The sequence below is a fragment of the Aequorivita capsosiphonis DSM 23843 genome (assembly GCF_000429125.1).
GTDB lineage: Bacteria > Bacteroidota > Bacteroidia > Flavobacteriales > Flavobacteriaceae > Aequorivita > Aequorivita capsosiphonis.
The window spans coordinates 1-18,604 of sequence record NZ_KE386851.1 but is presented as its reverse complement, the minus strand read 5'-3'; the positions used below and the strand labels follow the sequence as shown (position 1 = coordinate 18,604).

The window sequence follows — 18,604 nt, the reverse complement described above, 5'->3', positions numbered from 1 at the left end:
TTTATTTAATATAATATCTAACAACGCCATTTAACATCCAATGACAGGTATAGTACAAAGACTTGATACTACTAAAACCTTGAGTGTCTTTTAAAAAAGTAATATGTTTTAAAATCAACTTATACTTTTTACTAGTTGCAGAATTATTAACTTGTCTATAATATGCTAATTCCTTATCAATGCCATATGATTTGACTCCGCTCTTCAAAATTGCCAACCATAATGCATAATCCTGTTTACGTGCATGCTCAGACATGTAAAATTTCCCTATCTTTTCTGCATCATAAACAGCTGTTAAACAGCTAATCTCAGTTCTCTTCAATAACCCCTTATAGTCCACTACGTCTTTAACATGAAGAGTGGATTTAATTGCACTCCCTTCTTCACTTAAGTAGCCATAAGAAGTATGAGAAAAGTGGTAATTATTTTCGAGCATAAAGGGTATCTGTATTGCTAATTTATCTTTGTGCCATAAATCATCGCTATCCAAAAAAGCAATATAGCGACCCTCTGCTTTTTGTATTGCAAAATTACGTGTCTTTCCAGATTTTAAATTTGAAGGGTTTCTAAAAATCCTAATTCTAGAATCCCTTGCGGCTAACTCTTGCATTATTTGCCAGGAATCATCTTTTGAACAATCATCTACCAATACCCATTCCCAATCTTCATAGACTTGGTTGATTACAGAATTGGCTGTTAGCTTCAGAAACCGCGAAGCATTGTATACAGGTGTTATAATAGATACTTTCATTTAGAATGATTCTTAATAAATTTTGCAGGTACACCTCCGTAAATACCTTTCTCTCCCTCAAATCTTTTTGTTAAAACAGCTCCTCCTGCTAAAATTGAAAATTTTGGTAAAGAGGCTCCGGCAACAATAGTACAGTTGCCAGCAACCCAGGCACCTTTACAAATAACAACCATTTCAGCTTTTGATTTTAAAAACCTAAATGACGAACCATCAAATTGATGATTTCCACCAGAAATTACACAATTTGGACCAATTATAACATTATCTCCTATCATTAAATCTAATGCTATTATCACGTTTTTTGGTGCTATATAAACATCATCACCTACTATTAAACCTGACAAAGAACCAATATAAACATCAGAAGCAACTTGGAAATTTCTCCCACATTCTTTCATTAAAAATGAGTAAAAAAGTCCCCTTAATCTCATTATAATGGGAATATTTGGGAAAAAATAAAATAGTGACCTTATAAGCCATGAGTATATTATAGAGATCTTATGCTTCATAAAAAATATTTCTTAAAAAGTTTTCAATTTTAAAATTTGTTACTCGGCTATATGAATTAGCCCTTATATGATTATAAGTTTCATTATTACTAGATAGTTCCTTTAATTTCTTTGCAAAATCCTTATCATCATTAAAATCAGAAAACAAAATGTTTTTTCTATCTTCAAAGGTACTTGGCAAAGAGCCTACAGGAGTACTAATCACTGCCAATCCATTTGCCATAGCTTCTAATATTACACGTGGAGAACCTTCCGATAATGAGGCAAAACAAAAAATATCATGTCCTCTAAACAATTCATTCAATTTATCTCGACTTTCAATATGGCCCAAAAACACAATATTCTTTAAATTTAATCTAGTAGCCAGCTGTTTTAATTCTCCTTCTGACTCACCATGTCCAACTATAGTTAGAACTGCATTTGGCTTTTCTTTTTGTAAAAGAGAAAATGCTCTTATAACCGTTTCAACGCCTTTAGCCTTTCTTAAATACCCCACATAAATTATTTTAGGTGCTTCTATGTCAATAACTTTATTATGCTCAAAATAGAAATCAGAGTCATTTAATGTTGAGGAAATAAGAGGTGTAGAATTTACATTATACTTTTTCAAACGTTCTGATATGTGAAAACCATTAGTATATACCTTAGCTGTTTTACAGGCTCTCATAAACATATAATGCTCTGGCATAAATAATTTAGTGTATAATAGCTTTTTGATGAGGGATAAGTTCGGATTGTTTTTTATCGTATCAACGGGATCTCCTACAAAATGAATTATTTTTTTCTTATCCTTAAAATAAAAACTTTGTAACCATCCAAATGGAATGGGGTATCTAGCATAAACAACATCATAATTATTTGCTAATTCCTTATATGCTTTTTTATAATGAAAAAAATATTTAATTGCATCAATATATCCATCTGAATAGGGCAATTCATAAACTTCAACATTCTTATAATTACTTATTGTTTCTAATGAACTATTCCCTGATTTAATTAAATTTATAGGTGATAATAAGCAAACCTTACTGTAATACTTCACGATTTCATTTAAATACACCCAGTGGGTATAAGGAATGAAGTATTTATCTCCTTTTTTATGCAAGGTCCAAGCATGGATTACAATTGACTTCATAATTTTTATATAATAATTTGTATTTTCAAATAGATTTTCTCTCTCTCTCTCTCTCTCTCTCTCTCTCTCTTTAATAAACTTCTTATTGATTTCTTTTAATAAATTCACCTTATCGCAAATCTTAAAATATTATACAGTAAAATGATTATAATTGAAATAAAAAAATAATACTTGAGCGTGACAATTTTAATTTTTTGCTCAAAATATATTGGTAGTAAAAAATACATTGCATAAATACTGCCTAAAGATTGCCTAGTACTAAATAAGCCATTAATGGACACCGATAGGCCTACCTTAAAAAAAATAAGGACTAAAAAAATAAATAGAACGCTAATATTTACTTTCTTAAAATTCTTAAATATCCAAAAAAAGCCAAAAAGAATAAATGGCAAAATGGCAAAATGGTAGATTAAAGCAGAACTCGTATAGTTTATGGTCTCGATATTATCGAAGTTTATAAATAAATGTGAAGGTAGAAATAGACTAGATAATAAAAACAATGGAGCGCCCAAATAAGAAATAACACTTAAATTGGAAATATTAGAACCTGAGGTTTCGATTTCTTTTCCAAAAAATGAATCATAACGAGGTGAAAAATAGCTTTCGAAATCGGTTACGATACCAGTACTCGCCAGATAATTCCATACGTAAACAAATGCAATTAGAGAAAAGATCACAAATAATAAGGAATAATATGAAAATCCTCGTTTGAATGACAAGGATTTATATATATATACTAATATAAATGCTCCAACTAGAGGGGTAATTGTGGCAGCCCTGAAAAATATCATAAGCGTTAAGGCCAAAATCAAGTATAATATTCTTCTTAGCTTAACCCGACCTTCTAAAAGGTTGCAAAAACAATATATTGCTATCAACGTAAATAATAATAACATTACGTCTTTAAGGACAAAACTTGAAAAATAAATCAATATTGGAGAAAAGGCGATTATAGAAGTAACAAGCTTAGCTATCTTATTAGATGTATAAAGTTTTAATATTTTAAAACAAACTATTACAATTAAGCCGGATATTACTGCATTTAAAATTTTTGGCACATAAGTGGACTCTCCAAATAGATATATAGCTAACGCATTTATATTAGGATAGCCAGAATAAAACCCAGTAGACAACCTAATATCTTCATCTATAGAAAAGCCGTATACTTTCCAACCTCTTGCGATGTCTACGGAACTTTGATAATAGAGATAATCATCTTTAAAAGATAAAAAAGGGATATTGTTATATGATAACAAAATTTCAGAAAACGCAAAAATAGAAATCAATTTTATTACAAATAGCACTAATGTTAATTTCCATAAATAAGTGCTATCCTTATTAAATTTATTTATTTTATAAAAGTTAAATCCAATTACTAATAATAGTATTGGTATAAATAGTGAAAACAAGAAGTCTTGGATTCCCTGATTAAAAATTAGTCCCCCTACAGTTGTTATAATTATTAATATTATAGAGAAATTTATGGAGTATTTATAAAATACATTAAACTTATCCATATTAATTAATATTTGCCAAAATTAATATTTGCACCTTAAACTCGTTGAAAAATGGCGATAGACTTAACCGAGACACATAGCCATAATGGTCATTGTAACTGACAGCAGATCCATTTACCGCAAACCCCAAATCATAGTTTTCTGCTGATTTTTGGACAGAATAAGTGGATACTGAATCAATATTGCCATTTGGAAATGCAAAATATTTACATTCTTTAATCTCTTCTATTATTCTTTTCTTACTTAACTCAAGTTGATTATCAATAATCTCGTTAGTTTGGACTGAATGAAGAATGGCATGATCTAAGCCATGAGAGGCTATTGTACAGGAAAAATTTTCTTTTAGTTCAATAACTTCAGACCAAGTCATCAATTCTTCAGAATGGTATAAATCATTTAAGCTTGTAAGCTGTTCTACAGAAAAATTATCTTTTATATCTGTTATAATTTTATTTACATCATCATTATTTGAAGTCTTAATTATGTCAATCAATTCGTTATTCGCCTCATTCCTTAGATTTTCTGTAGTCAAACCAAACTTCTTATTCAAAAATGGCACGCTCAACTCATCAATTACTTTAGAGTAAACACCCATTCTCACATAATACGTTGGAAGTCTTATAGCTTTATCTATTAATTCAGGACAAATAAATACAGTAAAAGGAATACCATGTTCTCCTAAAAAAGGAGCAACTACTGTTAAATTGTTTTTGTACCCATCATCAAATGTAATGACGACTTCTTTGCCACTTAATCTCTCATTAGTAAAACGTAAATAAAATTCATCAATAGATATAATTTCGAATTTCTTTCTTAAAAATAAGATCTGCCGCTTAAACTCGGAGAATAAGATCTGATTACTTTGAATAATCGAATTTTCAACTGGAATTATTTCAACACCGTGGTAAAATACTATCTTAGTTTTTTGATAAAACATATTAAAAACATCAGGAATAAAAGTGTTACCTACAAGCCCTGCCATTTTTCTTTTAATATTCATATTTCGTACTCTTTTATAATTCTCATTGGGTTTCCAACCGCTAAAGTCCATTCAGGCACATCTTTATGAACTAACGTACCTGCTCCAATTACTGCTCCATCACCAATTTTTACTCCTGGCAAAATAATAGACCCCATCCCAATAGATACACCATGACCAATAATTGTTTCTAATCTTATTAATTTCAGGTCTTGATTAGAAAATCCCTTTTTATAAACCTTCATATCTCTATGATGAAATAAAAACTGAATATTAGGACCAGCCTTAAAATTATCTCCTATGGACAAAAAGCTTAAGTTGTTATCAACATAAATTCCATTCCCAAAATAACTATTAACCCCGATCTTAGCTCCACAAAAATTTAGTATTGAAGGTTTTATCTTGTATGAAATCATATTTAAAACTATCCAGTGTCTAAATACTTTATAAAGTAAGATCGCTCTTAAAAAATTTTTAAATTTTCTTTTAATCATTTTTTCATCTTATTAGTTATAAACCTTTTAATTCTATGAAATTCATTAACGTTTAATAATATTGAACATAATCCAAAAATCGTTAAACTTAGGAGGGTATTTACAAGTAGGTTTAAAACATGGCTTTCAATATTAATGTATATTTCAGATAGTTTCGAAAATATAATTAATATTAAACCGATTAAAATTGTTTTTAAAATAGCCTGTACTTGTGAAAATATGCTATAATCTAAGAGCTTTCCTGAAACATACATTGTTATAATGGAATTTAAAACTACAGCTGCTATTTGCCCATAAATTAAAATCTCTATCCCGTAGGAAATTGTTGCAAGAACGAAGGTTATAGTTACTACTCTCTTTACTATATTTGTAGCCAGATACTTACGCGACTTTCCTTTTACTAACAATATATTCATACCCAAATTATATAAAGGTAAAAAGGCACCTATATAACATAAAAGCTCAAAATATTCAATTGAGTCAAGCCATTTATTACCTAATACTATAGGGATCAAATCTTTTCCTAAGGTAGATGCAATAATAAATATTGGAAAAATTATATAAAAAGCAAAAGCTTGGATTTCTGAAAAGTAGTCTTTCAATGATGCATCATCATTCTGAATCTTTGACATTGCAGGGAAGGAAACACTTCTTATTACTGACACTAAAGCATTTGCCGGCACACTCTGTAAAGCATAAGCTTGAGAGTAAAACCCCAACTGTGCTTTACTATAGAACTTTCCAATAATAATAACATGTAAGTTAGACGTCAACGTATCTAACAGAGAAGAAAACATGATATTCAGACTAAATTTGTACATGTTTTTTATTGGGTAAAAAATTAATCTCTTGATAGGTCTCCAATCAACATAGATCCACAATAGTATTAATTTTAATAAATTAGAAATCAACATCTGGAATACCAAAGCCCATATGCCCCATCCTATTATAGCAAGAAAAACTGAAATACCCCCCCCAATTAAATTTCCAATTAAAGTTCTTTTGGCCAAAACCTTGAAATTCATACCTTTTGTTAAAATAGCAGTAGGAACTATTGATAAGGAATTAATAACAATTGATAAAAAGCTGATTTTGCATAAAAGCCTAAGGGTCGGTTCATTATAAAATTCAGCGATATAGCTAGAGCTGAAAAATAATATAATGTAGATTATGCAAGACATTATAAAATTAAAGTAAAAAACAGAAGTGTAATCCTCCTCTGTTACATCTTGTCTTTGTATTAGTGTTTGAACAAAACCACTTTCAATAAATACCTGTGAAATTGAAGTAAAAACAATTAATAATCCAACCACCCCAAAATCTTCTGGGGTTAATAATCTTGCAAGTATCAGTGTAAATATAAATTGAATTAAAGATCCAAATATTTTTTCAACGAAGTTCCAACTAAAACCCTTTAAAGAATCTGATTTTATAATCCCCATACTTAATCCCGATACTTTATTAACTTTGCGGGCACCCCACCATAAATAGCATAAGGTTCAATACTTTTGGTTACCACCGATCCAGCAGCTACTATTGCTCCCCTTCCAATACTAACTCCATCCGTTACTGTAACATTCGCACCAATCCATACATCATCATCAATGTTAACACCCTTACTTGAAACACCTTGTTTCTTTATAGGAATATTCCTATCCTCAAAATTATGGTTAGAACCCACTATAACACAATTTGGTGCAATAAGGACAAAATCTCCTATCTTAATTTTACCAATAATAATACTATTCCTATTTACAGTACAATTACTTCCAATTTTGATTTCAGAAAAGTTTGTTCTTATCTCTACGTTCTCACTTATTGCTGTTTTATCTCCAATTGAAATTTTACCATAAAGTTTAGAATTATCATAAATTCTCAAATTATCACCGAGTCTAATATCTCCTCTGAACATAACATTGAAACCACAATATAATTTACGAGGTTTTCCTTTAAATAATATATAGGTATAAAACACCGACAATATGTATCTAAGCGTCCTTTTAATATTATAAACAAAATTTACCATCTTTTTTACAACTTGTTATCAGTTCTGCTTCTAATCAGAATTGAACGGTATAAACAATTAAACTTCTCATTATTAAAAATTAATTCAGTATTGAATCTTAAATTATAGTTTCAAAAATAGAGATTGAAATTTCATTTGAATAATCTATAATATTGTCATTTTTTCCTTCTAACAAAAAGTCTATAACAATAAGAAATTTTATGACTTTAAAACCACGGACTATCTTCTTAAATTCCCCCAATACCATTCCACCGCCGCTTCAATACCAACATTAATAGTGTGGGTTGGTTTAAAGTTTAATAGTTTTTCCGCCTTTTCCACAGATGCCAAGGAATGCGGGATATCTCCTATTCGGTTGGGACCGTGGATGATTTCTACTTTTGCAATTGCGGGGTCAAAGCTGCTTAAATGTTTCTTTAGTAACTCAGTAAGTTGCACCAAAGTGGTTCTATCGCCTACCGCAGTATTATACACTTGGTTTAGCGCTTCTTTATTTTCTGTAGTAATGGACAACAAGTTCATCTGCACTACATTGTCTATATAGGTAAAATCGCGAGAGTAACTGCCGTCACCATTTATAACAGGACTTTCGTGATCCATAAACTGCTTTACAAAAAGGGGGATAACCGCCGCGTAAGCGCCGTTCGGATCTTGACGTCTGCCAAAAACATTAAAATAGCGGAGACCAATAGTATTTAGCCCGTAAGTTTTGTAAAAATTTTCTGCGTACAGCTCATTTACATATTTGGTGATAGCGTAGGGTGATAAGGGTTTCCCGATATTGTCCTCCAGCTTTGGTAAAGCTTCACTATCGCCATAGGTAGAACTACTGGCAGCATAAACAAAACGCTTAACACCTGCATCGCGTGCAGCAACCAACATATTTAGAAATCCGCCAACGTTTACATCGTTAGAGGTAATTGGATCGTTAATAGAGCGCGGCACCGACCCTAAAGCCGCTTGGTGCAAGACAAAGTCTTGGCCTTTGCAAGCAGCTTCACAGGTTTTTATACAGCGAATATCGCCTTCAATTAGCTCAAAATTTTTGTGGGGCAAAAAAGGTGCTATATTGTGTTTATGGCCGGTGGCAAAATTGTCTAAACAAGTAACTTGAGCATTAAGGTTCAATAAGGCTTCACATAAATTAGAGCCTATAAATCCTGCTCCTCCGGTTACTAATACCCTCTTATCTTTTAATATGTCAAATTGTTCTAAATTCATGTTTTATTAGATGTGAGTCTTGAGATGTGAGACTTGAGATTTTAGAGAAGGTTGGTTTTAATAACAATCTGCTATGAATGCTCAATTTTCAATGCTCAATGTTCAATATTCAATTTGTTTACCTCCGACTTCATTCGTAGGCTTTCCCAATTTCATTTTCATTTTCGATTTCCCTCCTCCAGCGGGGAGGCGATTTCCTCTAACCTCTACCGACTAAAGTCTACCAACTAACTAAAGCTTCCCATCAACGTTCGTCAACACTCCTTTCACGTCATAAACAATGGCCGTTTCTTTTTTATAAGGCTCTAGATCCATTGTTAAAAACTCATTATGAGCAACTCCTAAAACGATGGCGTCATACTGCTTTTGTTTTAAGATGATAGTCGTTTCTATATTGTATTCGTGATTTACTTCTTCTGGGTTGGCCCAAGGATCATAGGTGGTTACTTTAACGCCGTAGTCGCATAGAGCTGCTATTACGTCCACTATCTTGGTATTGCGAACATCTGGGCAATTTTCTTTAAAAGTTACGCCTAGCATCAATATTTCGGCACCGCTAATGGCAACTCCTTTTTTGATCATACACTTAATCACCTGGCTGGCTACATATTGGCCCATAGAGTCGTTCAATCTTCTTCCCGCCAAAATAATCTCTGGGTGATAGCCGCGTTCCTGCGCTTTTTGTGCAAGGTAATACGGATCTACGCCTATGCAATGTCCACCAACAAGGCCGGGTTTAAACGGCAAGAAGTTCCATTTGGTACCCGCAGCTTTTAACACCTCGTGGGTATCTATTTCCAAGAGATTAAAGATCTTAGCGAGTTCGTTTACAAAAGCAATATTGATATCGCGTTGCGAATTCTCAATTACCTTGGCCGCTTCTGCTACTTTTATGCTCGGTGCTAAATAGGTGCCGCCGGTAATTACGGAAGCGTATAGCGCATTAATTGCCTTAGCCGAATCAGGGGTAGAACCCGCGGTTATTTTAAGTATCTTATCTACGGTGTGTTGTTTATCGCCCGGGTTGATACGTTCGGGAGAATAGCCCACAAAGAAATCTGTGTTGTACTTCAAGACGCTTTCTTTTTCCAAAACGGGAACGCACTCTTCTTCGGTAACTCCGGGATATACGGTAGATTCATAGATTACGGTATCGCCTTTTTTAAGCACCTTCCCCACGGTTTTGCTGGCAGCATATAAGGGGGTGAGCACGGGACGGTTGTTTTTATCTACTGGGGTTGGCACGGTCACAATAAAGTAATTGCAGCCTTGAATATCCATTAAATCGGTAGTACAAAAAAGTCCGTTTTCGGGCATTTCTTCTAGACTTCCACCACCTTCTTCTTCAAGTACGGTTGCAAGAGCGCCGACGGGGTTTGCCTGAAGCAAGACTTGTTGTAATATTTTATCTTCTACCTCTAGCGTAGTATCGTGTCCGTTCTGCAGCGCTTCTACCCTTTCCCGGTTGATATCAAAACCAACTACGGGATATTTAGTGGCGAAAAGTCTTGCCAAAGGCAGGCCGACATAGCCAAGGCCTATAATTCCAATTTTTATTTCTTTCTCTTCCTTCATTACTTATAACTATATTTTTAAAGATGATTTAAACCAATATTTTGTTAAAGCATCTTCGCTCGCATTTAATTCTTCTTATCTTTATGTCTTTTTTTCAACTTTCAACTTTCAACTTTCAACTTTCAACTTTCAACTTTCCATTTTCTACTTTCACATTTCGCCGTTCGTCAATCGTCGTTCATAGTTCGTATTTCTACTTTCAAATTTCCATTTTCACATTTCGTCGATCGTCGTTCGTCGCTCGTCGTTCATACTTCGTATTTCTACTTTCCAATTTCTATTTTCAACTTTCGTTTCAACTCCCCTCTTGCTCAGCAACCTTCCACACCCACTCCAAATGATATCCATGAGAATCTTTTTTACGCACTAATATAAATGGCACGCCCACTAAAATCATACATACTGGCAAGAGGATTGCGAAGGCTGCATTAATAGGCATATTGTTTAATAAATAAGCCAAAGCTATCATCGCCAAGGTATAAAGGACAACAACCATAGTGGCGCGTTTGTGCGATAGGCCTAGATCTATAAGCCGGTGGTGAATGTGGTTCCTATCTGCCGTAAATGGACTTTGCCCCTTTTTTATTCGCACAATGAATACTCTGAGGGTATCTAACAACGGATAAGACAGCAGGGCCATTACAAAAAGAGGTGCATTTTTAAAAAGTGGCGTTCCGCTGGTAAGACTTAAGTTTAAGTATAAAACCATTTGGGCAGCCAATGCAAAACCAACCACCAAAGAGCCTGTATCGCCCAAGAAGATTTTTCGCTTGTGAGAGAAGTTATATATCAAAAAAGCCACCAGAGAACCTACAAGTGCCAGAGATATAAGGGAGATAAGAAAATGACCGCTTAGAAAGAAAACCACAGCCATTACACCAGACACTAAGACTCCAATAGAGCCCGCCAAGCCATCAATGCCATCAATTAAATTATAGGCATTGATAATCAGCACAATAACGAATACTGAAAAAGGTAATGCAATTGCATAATGAAGTTCGTGTATGCCCAAAAGTCCGTTAAAGGAGCCTATATAATTGTTTGTACCGGAAATGAATATGATGGCGGCAATTAGTTCAAAAAAGAGCTTTTTCCTAGGAGAAATAGACATGATATCATCGGAAACTCCCACTAAAAACAAAAGCGAAAGCACGATGTTGAAAATAATCAAATTGATTAATTGTTCGTGACTTGCGAATAGCAGAAACGCAATATTACTGGTTAAAATCAGACCTATAAAAACACCTATCCCACCCAGATTAGGGATGATGCCCCTATGGGAAGTTCTGCCATTGGTGGATGCGGTGAGGTCTTTCTCGAGGCTTATCGCAATAACTTTGGGCATGATTACAAGCGTTACGCTCAAGGAAGTGGCCAAGGTTAAAAATGCGGTTAGCAATTTAAAATCTGCTAAAAGTACAAGTACTTCCGCTTTGTTCGTAGGTAAGTTTGGTAAAATCATTTGGGGATTTTAGATTTTTTAGTTCACCTGGGGAATGAAATAAAAAATAAATTATACTTTGTTGGCTCTACTTCATTAATTATTGTTAATTTCATATTCAAAATACTTAACATCACCATTATTCTTGAAAACGAACAACTGACAATTCATAAACAACTGTAATCCAATTTATTAAACCAAAAAGAAGCTTTATTAAAATAAAACTTCGCTGTTTAAATTATAGAAAATGAGTACGGTTTTCGTTCAGAAAATAGTACCTGTTAAATTTTTTACAAAAATATCCTTTAAATCTTAGTTGACCAACACTTATGCATTAAACTTTCATATTTTTTGCAGTGTGCTGGTATTCAGTATATTAACTAATAAAATAAGAGCTTAAATACAGTAGATACTTATCGAAATTAAGTCTCTTAAAATCCAGAAATCTTAATTTCTGATTCTTTTCTCCAATTTATAAAAATCCGTTGAAAAGTAAAACAAATCCGTCGTAATACACATGATCCCCCGTCATATACGTCTTTTCGTTCATTTCCTCCAAAACTCCTTCCCTCCCATTTCAAAAATCCGCACATAACCTTTTAACCTTCAACCAAAAACGGTCCATGCTATTTAGCCATGGACAAACCTGGAACCTTGAACCTTGAACCTGAAACCTTGAATAAATTTATCCTAAAGCATAAAACCAAAATATATTTTTAGTAAGTTTGCCTTATGGGAGTAGGTGGATTAGCAATTGGAACAATCGTATTATTCTTGGCATTATTTATTATTGCTGAGCTTCAAGAAAGATTATAATAGCGTTTCGTTTTATTAATTTTGAATACATTCTGGATTCTCAAATCTAGGGTAGCTTTTTATACCCCAAATTCTTGGCGGATATATTTTCTTTAAAGCACTATTTGGGATCAAGCCCAATTGTTGTGTTTATGCAAAAACTGTGGTTAGTCCATAAAGGAGTTCTATTTTTTTTCAATCCACACGCAACTCTTGACCAAACCTGACAGGTTTAGACTGGGGACCTACGATTTCAAAATTAATAAATTTGTAATCGTCTCAGGCTTCAAAAACTTTCCGAATCCCCTGAATCTTCCAGATTATTTTATTTCTCAAATTCAACATTATCATCGTATTAGGATTGATTAAATCTAACCAATGTAGAAAAACTGTCGCTATTTTTTCATTGGTAAGCGCATTGATTCGAAAGTAGAAAGTAGAAAGGGGAAATTTGAACGACGAGTGACGAACGACGAGCGACGAACGACGAGTGACGAACGACGAGCGACGAAGGACGAGCGACGAATGAAGAAAGGGGAAAGTTGAAAGTTGAAAGTGGAGATACGAACGACGAGCGACGAACGACGAAGGACCAGCGACGAATGAGGAAAGCGGAAAGCGGAAAATAATTATAGAGAATAGAAATAGAAAATAACAATAAATAATAGAGAATAACAATAAATAATAATTTCCATTTTGAGATTAAGAAAGATTGGGGTATCTTAGAAGGGAAGAAGGCCGGTGGGGAATATGGATAAAATAAAGAGGCGAGCTACTGATGGTAAAACAAGATTAATTTAAAAAACCTAGATTATGAATATTTTATATTTACACGGTTTAGACGGAGATCTAGCTCCTGAAAAAAGAACGATTTTAGAGAAGTATGGACGGGTTTTTTCTCCGGCTATTGACTATAGAACCGAATACAACAGTATTGAACTTTTGGTAGAACAATATAAAAATGAAAAGATAAAGGCGGTCATTGGCAGCAGCATGGGCGGATTTGTTGGCTATTATATTGCTGATGCGTACCAACTTCCATCCTTGCTTTTTAATCCTGCGCTCTACTCCCGGTCTGTGCACCAAAGGATACCTACTTATAAGAATCCATATCTCAGTTTTAAACAGATTGTTCTTGGGGTTGATGATGATGTAATTGACCCAAAAGCTACGTTTTCATTTTTGTCCAAAACGCTTCAAGAGCACACGGATTATGACATTCATGTGCGGCAGCGATTGGGACATCGCATTCCTGTTACCGTTTTTAAAGAGGAAGTAGAAGCTTTTTTTAAGAAGCTTTAGATGAATGAATGGAGCGTTATTGATCAAGTTAGATTTAAGAAGAAACTCTACATTCGTATTTTATCAAATCACTACTCATTTTTCAACTTTATAAATATCAACTCAATAGTCATCTAAAAGTTGTCTAGATTTATTTAGCAACGCCGATCTCTTTGACACTTCAGTTTCCGTCTTCAATTTTATTTCAATATCAACATATTTGTTTGAAAAGTTTAAAAATTCAGAGGATTCAATAAAATTTTTTAGCCAGATTGAGAATTCTGCAAATTCTGGATTTTCTTCTGAATACAGAAAATTTTCTATCGCTTGTTTTCTATGCCACTCGGACCTCTCATTATTTATACGATCTTTTAAAGGAAGTCCTAAAAACTGCTCTATCAAATAATCATTAGCCATAAAACTTTTCAAAATGCTTTTTTCAGCAATCTCCATCTTCTTATTTTTAAAACTGCTTATTGCATATTCAAACCAAAACATACCATAGCCAATATCATCTGGAAAGTTTTTATCAAACCATTTAAAATATCTAGCGGCACCTTTGTAGTCGTTGATCCGCAAATACAATTCCGGAGGCATATAGCGCAGCCCGCGACTGTCATCAAAATAACCTCCGTGAAATCGCTTGTCTGCCGACAAAGCACTTCTGATCTTTTTGATTTTAGCTCGTACTCTTTCTTCTTGTTTCTCAGTCATAAAAATAGTTTCAACGTAATTTCCCTCCTCTCCTAAAAAAAAGTCCACCAATAAAAGGTGGACTTAATGCTTTAATAGACTTTAATAGACTTTAATAATGTTGAAAAAACGCTTGGGGCCACCTAATATAGACCTAACTACAATAATTTAATCTGTAATTGGGTTTTCGCGAGCCCACTCTTGATACGCCTCAAATTGCGACTCGTCCAAGATGTTTTTCATAATCCTATCTTGATATTCTGTCTTTTCAAAACTATTCATGTTTTTATTGCGGTTCTTGCTTTTCCAAGCGCCTGTGGAACGTTTCCATTCGTTCTCATAGCGTGAAATTTGGTCTTTATTCATATCTAAAGCCGTGTACATCTGCTGAATTCTCGCATTATCAACAGTTTCTGAATTTCTGACTGTTTCTGAGGTTTCGGATCTTTCCGAAGAAAACTGTGGCGATTTCTCTGTTTTAGTCCGCTCCGTAGTTTGGTTTGATCTTCCTCTATTTGTTTCTGTTGAAACGCTTGAAGCATCAGCCGTTTGCTTCGTGGTGCCACAAGATGTAAGCACGGCTAAAAAGCCAACCGCCAAAAGTGTTCTTAGATTTTTCATTTTTTATAGAATTTAGTGTTATCCCACTAATTTACTAATCTATCAGGTTTCGATTATGCACTTTAAGAAAATATTGTAATTTTTAAAAGTATAGGAACGGCTAAATTTGAAAGTAGAAAGGAGAAGTTAGAACGACGAGCGACGAGTGACGAAAAACGAAATTGGAAAGTAGAAAGGGGAAAGGGGAAATTAGAACGACGAGCGATGAGCGACGAACGACGAAATTGGAAAGTAGAAAGGGGAAAGGGGAAATTAGAACGACGAGCGATGAGCGACGAACGACGAGCGGCGAAATTGGAAAGTAGAAAGGGGAAAGGGGAAATTAGAACGACGAGTGACGAGCGACGAACGACGAGTAACGAGTGACGAACGACGAGTAACGAGTGACGAACGACGAAATTTGAAAGGGGAAATTAGAAAGGGGAAATTAGAACGACGAGCGACGAACGACGAAATTGGAAAGTAGAATTTAGAAAGGGGAAATTAGAACGACGAGCGATGAGCGACGAACGACGAAATTGGAAAGGGGAAATACGAATGACCAACGACGAACGAAAACAGATGCACAAGTAGGACGGGTTTGAATTTGACGAACCTGACTACCGTCAGGCAGGTGGAACGGACTTTTAGTCTGTCTTGAATAAACTTGGAAAATTAGTCCAACTGAAACGAAGACTTAGGACCTGCCTACGGGCAAGCAGGCGTAGGAATAAAGGTTTCATTAAATAAATTCCGGGAAATGTTTCTCCAGAATGGAGGTTAAATACGCGTCATTCAAAGGTTTGCCATAAAATCCTTGAACGGTTTTAAATTCGTGTGCACGGGTTCTGTCTCGCTGATCTATGGAATTGCTGAGCATGGTGAGCACGATTTCTCCTTGTTGCGCCACTTCCAATTTTTCATATTCCTGCAGAAACTCCCATCCGTTCATTCCCGGCATGTTGATATCTAAAAATATAAGGGTCGGTTGCGGATGAACCCCTTCCAGCTCGCTTTTCAAGTAATCCAGTGCCTCCTGACCGCCATAACAAATATGGATATTATCAGTGATCCCCATTTTCCTGATTTTTCGAGCGTGATAAAAGTTGTCACTTTCCGAATCGTCTATTAGCAATACGTTTTTTAATTTCTTTTTCATCATTATTTCTTTAATGTAAAATGGACGCTAGTTCCCTCCCCAAATTTAGAGGTAACCCAAATATTTCCACGGTGCAATTCTACTATTTTTTTACAAAATGCTAAACCTATTCCCTGCCCTTCATAATCTTTGGTACTGTGCAGCCGGCTAAACATATCAAATACCTTGGCAAAATCTTTATCGGGAATGCCAATACCATTATCAATGATGTGGAAGTTGTAATAGTGCTCCGTTTCATCAAAACTTATTTTAATATGTGGGGTAACTTCTGGTTTGGTGAATTTTATGGCATTGGATATTAAGTTTTGAAATAATTGTTTGATCTCTATCCTGTGACCGTTGTAAGTTGGCAAATGATCACTCTCAATTATAATTTCCCGTTCTTCAATAACTGCTGAAAAATCGTCTTTTATTCGCGACAAGGTCAAATTTAGATCAATACCTTCTGGTTCCCCGCTAGTACCAATTCGCGAAAAGGAGAGCAGCCCACTAATTAGATTGCGCATCCGTTCCACAGCACTGTTAATAAAATCGAAATACATAGTGGCTTCGCCTTCCACTCTTTCGGGAAAGTCCTCCTGAAAAATTTCCAAATAATTAGTGACCGTCCGCAAGGGTTCCTGTAGATCATGAGAAGCAACATAGGCAAAATGGTCCAATTGCTGGTTTTTGGCAAGTAAGGACTCATTCAATTTATCTGCCTGTTTAACCGCTGATTCCTTAGCTACAATTTCCAGCTCCTTTTCCGCATTTATTAGTTTCAGTTCCGCTAAAGTAGTTTGAAGGTTTCTATTGGAATCCTCAAAATCATTCTTGGTCTGAAACAACTCTTCCACAAGCGGTTTTATTTTGTTGATTAAACTATAAAGGCTTAGAAAAACAATTATTGTGGCTAGGGCCAAAATTCCCAGGATAATGAATTTCCAGACCACATAACTTTGGTTTCTTTTTTCCAACAATATATTTTCAGACACGATCATTTCCTCTAAATAGGACTGAATTGTTTCAACAAAAATCATTTCCTGCTTTCCTTGCGTAACCATTTCAATGGAAACCATCCCGTTTATAGGCTTAACTTTCTTAAATTCAGAGAAATTGCGATCCACTCGATTTTCAACTTCCAGGACCCGTTCCAACTGAAGTGGATTATCATTGACCAGAACCTTGAGCGCATCCATCAAGGAATCATAATCCTCATGGGCTGCGGCAAAAGCGTGTTTGTATTTTATTTGGTTGGTGTACACATTAGCCAACTTTAGACTTTCCATCTGCGAAATAGATGCGGAAACGCGACGAATGTTGTTTTTCACTTCCCAGGTGTGGGCAATTTCGGAAGCGGAATTTGCATTCATAATAAAGGAAAAGCCTATGAGTACAATAACCAGAATTAGCGATGAAACAAGTAAAATAAAATTTGTAAAACCAATTTTTCGAATTCTTTTCATCTATTTTTCAATCTACTGATTAACTATAAAAAAAAGGACATATCCCTGTCTTTTAGGATATAAGGATAAAATTTTCATCTTTTAATGGGATTAAAATGAAAAGATACTATTTTGGATTAAATTTAAAATTTATTATGTTAATAAACATAGGAAAAATTGAATAACTTTAACCAACCAATAAACCCACGAATTTATTTTTTATGGAACTGCCTAATAACTTAAATTTCCTCTTAGTAGAGGATATGGTCTCAGACACATTTTTGCTACAAAGACAGCTTAAAAAAATTAGTGCCAATCCCGAAATTCGCTTTGTTGACAGTGAGATAAGCCTAATTAATGCGCTAAAAACTTATATTCCTGATATGGTGCTAACCGATTTCAATCTGGTGGGCATGACCGCTTTTGATGTATTGAGAATTACAAAAGAATACAACAAAAAAATACCGGTAATAGTTATTACTGGGAATTTAAAATACGAGTCGGACAGAGAGGAACTATTGCGAAAAGGCGCAGAAGGTTTCTTTCTGAAGGAACCCATAAACACCTTGAACGAGCGACTTCTTCCTTTGGTTTCGGAAATTGTGGAGAGAGACAAGCAACAAATGGAAAAGCTAAATTCAGAACGCAGAAAATATGCCTCTGGAAAATCAAACAGTGATTTTTTAAGAGAACACAATTTTGGCGATCGGGAAGAAGAGGAACAGGAAAAAATAGAAGTTGCTTCAAATAGTTTTTGGAAAAACTTGAGGTCTTTGTTTGGCAATTCTAGGGGATGAGGTGAGATTTGAGTTCAGGGGAAGGATGAGATGTCGAAATTTTAGATATTTATTTTGAAGATTCTATTTTTATGGTGAATGCGTGGAAGACTTAGGACGAAATTTGAAAGGGGAAAGCGGAAATACGAACAAGGAGCGACGAACGACGAGCGACGAAGATCGAGCGATGAACTACACACAACCAATAACGAGGGCATTGGATATCTC

18 protein-coding genes are annotated in these 18,604 nt (G+C 34.6%); 3 read left to right on the top strand and 15 right to left on the bottom strand.

All coding sequences use genetic code 11. The annotated features are described in order from the left end of the window. Nucleotide 1: 1 nt before the first annotated feature. From G440_RS0118800 to G440_RS20430, 11 genes are all read right to left on the bottom strand, one after another. Complete coding sequence (locus G440_RS0118800; protein ID WP_026452704.1) at nucleotides 2-751, bottom strand: glycosyltransferase family 2 protein; 750 nt, start codon at nucleotides 749-751, stop codon at nucleotides 2-4. Continuing rightward, complete coding sequence (locus G440_RS0118795) at nucleotides 748-1,260, bottom strand: acyltransferase (protein ID WP_026452703.1); 513 nt, start codon at nucleotides 1,258-1,260, stop codon at nucleotides 748-750. Before G440_RS0118795 ends, G440_RS0118800 begins: the two co-directional genes overlap by 4 nt. Continuing rightward, complete coding sequence (locus G440_RS20860) at nucleotides 1,250-2,503, bottom strand: glycosyltransferase family 4 protein (protein WP_051285474.1); 1,254 nt, start codon at nucleotides 2,501-2,503, stop codon at nucleotides 1,250-1,252. The genes G440_RS0118795 and G440_RS20860 overlap by 11 nt, the downstream gene beginning before the upstream one ends. Then, the gene (locus tag G440_RS0118785) at nucleotides 2,500-3,912 is read right to left on the bottom strand and encodes an ArnT family glycosyltransferase (RefSeq protein ID WP_026452702.1); all 1,413 of its coding nucleotides are present in this window, start codon (nucleotides 3,910-3,912) and stop codon (nucleotides 2,500-2,502) included. The genes G440_RS20860 and G440_RS0118785 overlap by 4 nt, the downstream gene beginning before the upstream one ends. A 1-nt stretch (nucleotide 3,913) precedes the next feature. Then, the gene (locus G440_RS0118780; protein ID WP_026452701.1) at nucleotides 3,914-4,912 is read right to left on the bottom strand and encodes a polysaccharide deacetylase family protein; all 999 of its coding nucleotides are present in this window, start codon (nucleotides 4,910-4,912) and stop codon (nucleotides 3,914-3,916) included. Beyond that, nucleotides 4,909-5,385, bottom strand: a complete 477-nt coding sequence (locus G440_RS21630) for an acyltransferase (RefSeq protein ID WP_051285473.1) — start codon at nucleotides 5,383-5,385, stop codon at nucleotides 4,909-4,911. Before G440_RS21630 ends, G440_RS0118780 begins: the two co-directional genes overlap by 4 nt. After that, entirely contained in the window at nucleotides 5,382-6,827 is a 1,446-nt protein-coding gene (locus G440_RS0118770; protein WP_026452700.1) for a lipopolysaccharide biosynthesis protein, read from the bottom strand. The genes G440_RS21630 and G440_RS0118770 overlap by 4 nt, the downstream gene beginning before the upstream one ends. A gap of 2 nt (nucleotides 6,828-6,829) precedes the next feature. Then, nucleotides 6,830-7,297 (bottom strand): acyltransferase, encoded by a 468-nt coding sequence (locus G440_RS0118765; protein ID WP_169718979.1) that lies wholly within the window; start codon nucleotides 7,295-7,297, stop codon nucleotides 6,830-6,832. 333 nt (nucleotides 7,298-7,630) lie between these two features. Next, on the bottom strand, nucleotides 7,631-8,632 hold the full coding sequence (locus tag G440_RS0118755) for an SDR family oxidoreductase (RefSeq protein ID WP_034260023.1): 1,002 nt from the start codon (nucleotides 8,630-8,632) through the stop codon (nucleotides 7,631-7,633). A gap of 231 nt (nucleotides 8,633-8,863) precedes the next feature. Beyond that, complete coding sequence (locus tag G440_RS0118750) at nucleotides 8,864-10,207, bottom strand: nucleotide sugar dehydrogenase (protein ID WP_026452697.1); 1,344 nt, start codon at nucleotides 10,205-10,207, stop codon at nucleotides 8,864-8,866. A gap of 295 nt (nucleotides 10,208-10,502) precedes the next feature. Beyond that, nucleotides 10,503-11,669: an MraY family glycosyltransferase gene (locus G440_RS20430; protein ID WP_051285472.1), complete on the bottom strand. Its 1,167-nt coding sequence runs from the start codon at nucleotides 11,667-11,669 to the stop codon at nucleotides 10,503-10,505. A gap of 1,587 nt (nucleotides 11,670-13,256) precedes the next feature. Between G440_RS20430 and G440_RS0118735 the strand changes: the two genes are divergently transcribed. Then, nucleotides 13,257-13,745: a YqiA/YcfP family alpha/beta fold hydrolase gene (locus G440_RS0118735; RefSeq protein WP_026452696.1), complete on the top strand. Its 489-nt coding sequence runs from the start codon at nucleotides 13,257-13,259 to the stop codon at nucleotides 13,743-13,745. Nucleotides 13,746-13,847: 102 nt separating this feature from the next. Here G440_RS0118735 and G440_RS0118730 read toward each other — a convergent pair whose 3' ends face one another. Then, nucleotides 13,848-14,438, bottom strand: a complete 591-nt coding sequence (locus tag G440_RS0118730) for a hypothetical protein (RefSeq protein ID WP_026452695.1) — start codon at nucleotides 14,436-14,438, stop codon at nucleotides 13,848-13,850. Nucleotides 14,439-14,585: 147 nt separating this feature from the next. Further along, nucleotides 14,586-15,038: a hypothetical protein gene (locus G440_RS0118725; RefSeq protein WP_026452694.1), complete on the bottom strand. Its 453-nt coding sequence runs from the start codon at nucleotides 15,036-15,038 to the stop codon at nucleotides 14,586-14,588. Between the two features lie 204 nt (nucleotides 15,039-15,242). Here G440_RS0118725 and G440_RS21295 point away from each other — a divergent pair, with 204 nt between their 5' ends. After that, on the top strand, nucleotides 15,243-15,404 hold the full coding sequence (locus tag G440_RS21295; RefSeq protein WP_157418078.1) for a hypothetical protein: 162 nt from the start codon (nucleotides 15,243-15,245) through the stop codon (nucleotides 15,402-15,404). A gap of 355 nt (nucleotides 15,405-15,759) precedes the next feature. On the opposite strand, the gene G440_RS0118720 is transcribed toward G440_RS21295, so the two are convergent. Further along, nucleotides 15,760-16,179, bottom strand: a complete 420-nt coding sequence (locus G440_RS0118720) for a response regulator (protein WP_026452693.1) — start codon at nucleotides 16,177-16,179, stop codon at nucleotides 15,760-15,762. Then, complete coding sequence (locus G440_RS20855; protein ID WP_051285471.1) at nucleotides 16,179-17,621, bottom strand: sensor histidine kinase; 1,443 nt, start codon at nucleotides 17,619-17,621, stop codon at nucleotides 16,179-16,181. Before G440_RS20855 ends, G440_RS0118720 begins: the two co-directional genes overlap by 1 nt. Nucleotides 17,622-17,821: 200 nt before the next feature. Between G440_RS20855 and G440_RS0118710 the strand changes: the two genes are divergently transcribed. Continuing rightward, nucleotides 17,822-18,397: a response regulator gene (locus G440_RS0118710; RefSeq protein WP_026452692.1), complete on the top strand. Its 576-nt coding sequence runs from the start codon at nucleotides 17,822-17,824 to the stop codon at nucleotides 18,395-18,397. Nucleotides 18,398-18,604 lie beyond the last annotated feature (207 nt).

Coding starts and splice junctions, on each gene's coding strand:
- G440_RS0118800 (WP_026452704.1), bottom strand. CDS start 751: ATGAAAGTATCTATTATAACACCTGTATACAATGCTTCGCGGTTTCTG.
- G440_RS0118795 (WP_026452703.1), bottom strand. CDS start 1,260: ATGAAGCATAAGATCTCTATAATATACTCATGGCTTATAAGGTCACTA.
- G440_RS0118785 (WP_026452702.1), bottom strand. CDS start 3,912: ATGGATAAGTTTAATGTATTTTATAAATACTCCATAAATTTCTCTATA.
- G440_RS0118780 (WP_026452701.1), bottom strand. CDS start 4,912: ATGAATATTAAAAGAAAAATGGCAGGGCTTGTAGGTAACACTTTTATT.
- G440_RS21630 (WP_051285473.1), bottom strand. CDS start 5,385: ATGATTAAAAGAAAATTTAAAAATTTTTTAAGAGCGATCTTACTTTAT.
- G440_RS0118770 (WP_026452700.1), bottom strand. CDS start 6,827: ATGGGGATTATAAAATCAGATTCTTTAAAGGGTTTTAGTTGGAACTTC.
- G440_RS0118765 (WP_169718979.1), bottom strand. CDS start 7,297: ATGTTCAGAGGAGATATTAGACTCGGTGATAATTTGAGAATTTATGAT.
- G440_RS0118755 (WP_034260023.1), bottom strand. CDS start 8,632: ATGAATTTAGAACAATTTGACATATTAAAAGATAAGAGGGTATTAGTA.
- G440_RS0118750 (WP_026452697.1), bottom strand. CDS start 10,207: ATGAAGGAAGAGAAAGAAATAAAAATTGGAATTATAGGCCTTGGCTAT.
- G440_RS20430 (WP_051285472.1), bottom strand. CDS start 11,669: ATGATTTTACCAAACTTACCTACGAACAAAGCGGAAGTACTTGTACTT.
- G440_RS0118735 (WP_026452696.1), top strand. CDS start 13,257: ATGAATATTTTATATTTACACGGTTTAGACGGAGATCTAGCTCCTGAA.
- G440_RS0118730 (WP_026452695.1), bottom strand. CDS start 14,438: ATGACTGAGAAACAAGAAGAAAGAGTACGAGCTAAAATCAAAAAGATC.
- G440_RS0118725 (WP_026452694.1), bottom strand. CDS start 15,038: ATGAAAAATCTAAGAACACTTTTGGCGGTTGGCTTTTTAGCCGTGCTT.
- G440_RS21295 (WP_157418078.1), top strand. CDS start 15,243: ATGAGCGACGAACGACGAAATTGGAAAGTAGAAAGGGGAAAGGGGAAA.
- G440_RS0118720 (WP_026452693.1), bottom strand. CDS start 16,179: ATGATGAAAAAGAAATTAAAAAACGTATTGCTAATAGACGATTCGGAA.
- G440_RS20855 (WP_051285471.1), bottom strand. CDS start 17,621: ATGAAAAGAATTCGAAAAATTGGTTTTACAAATTTTATTTTACTTGTT.
- G440_RS0118710 (WP_026452692.1), top strand. CDS start 17,822: ATGGAACTGCCTAATAACTTAAATTTCCTCTTAGTAGAGGATATGGTC.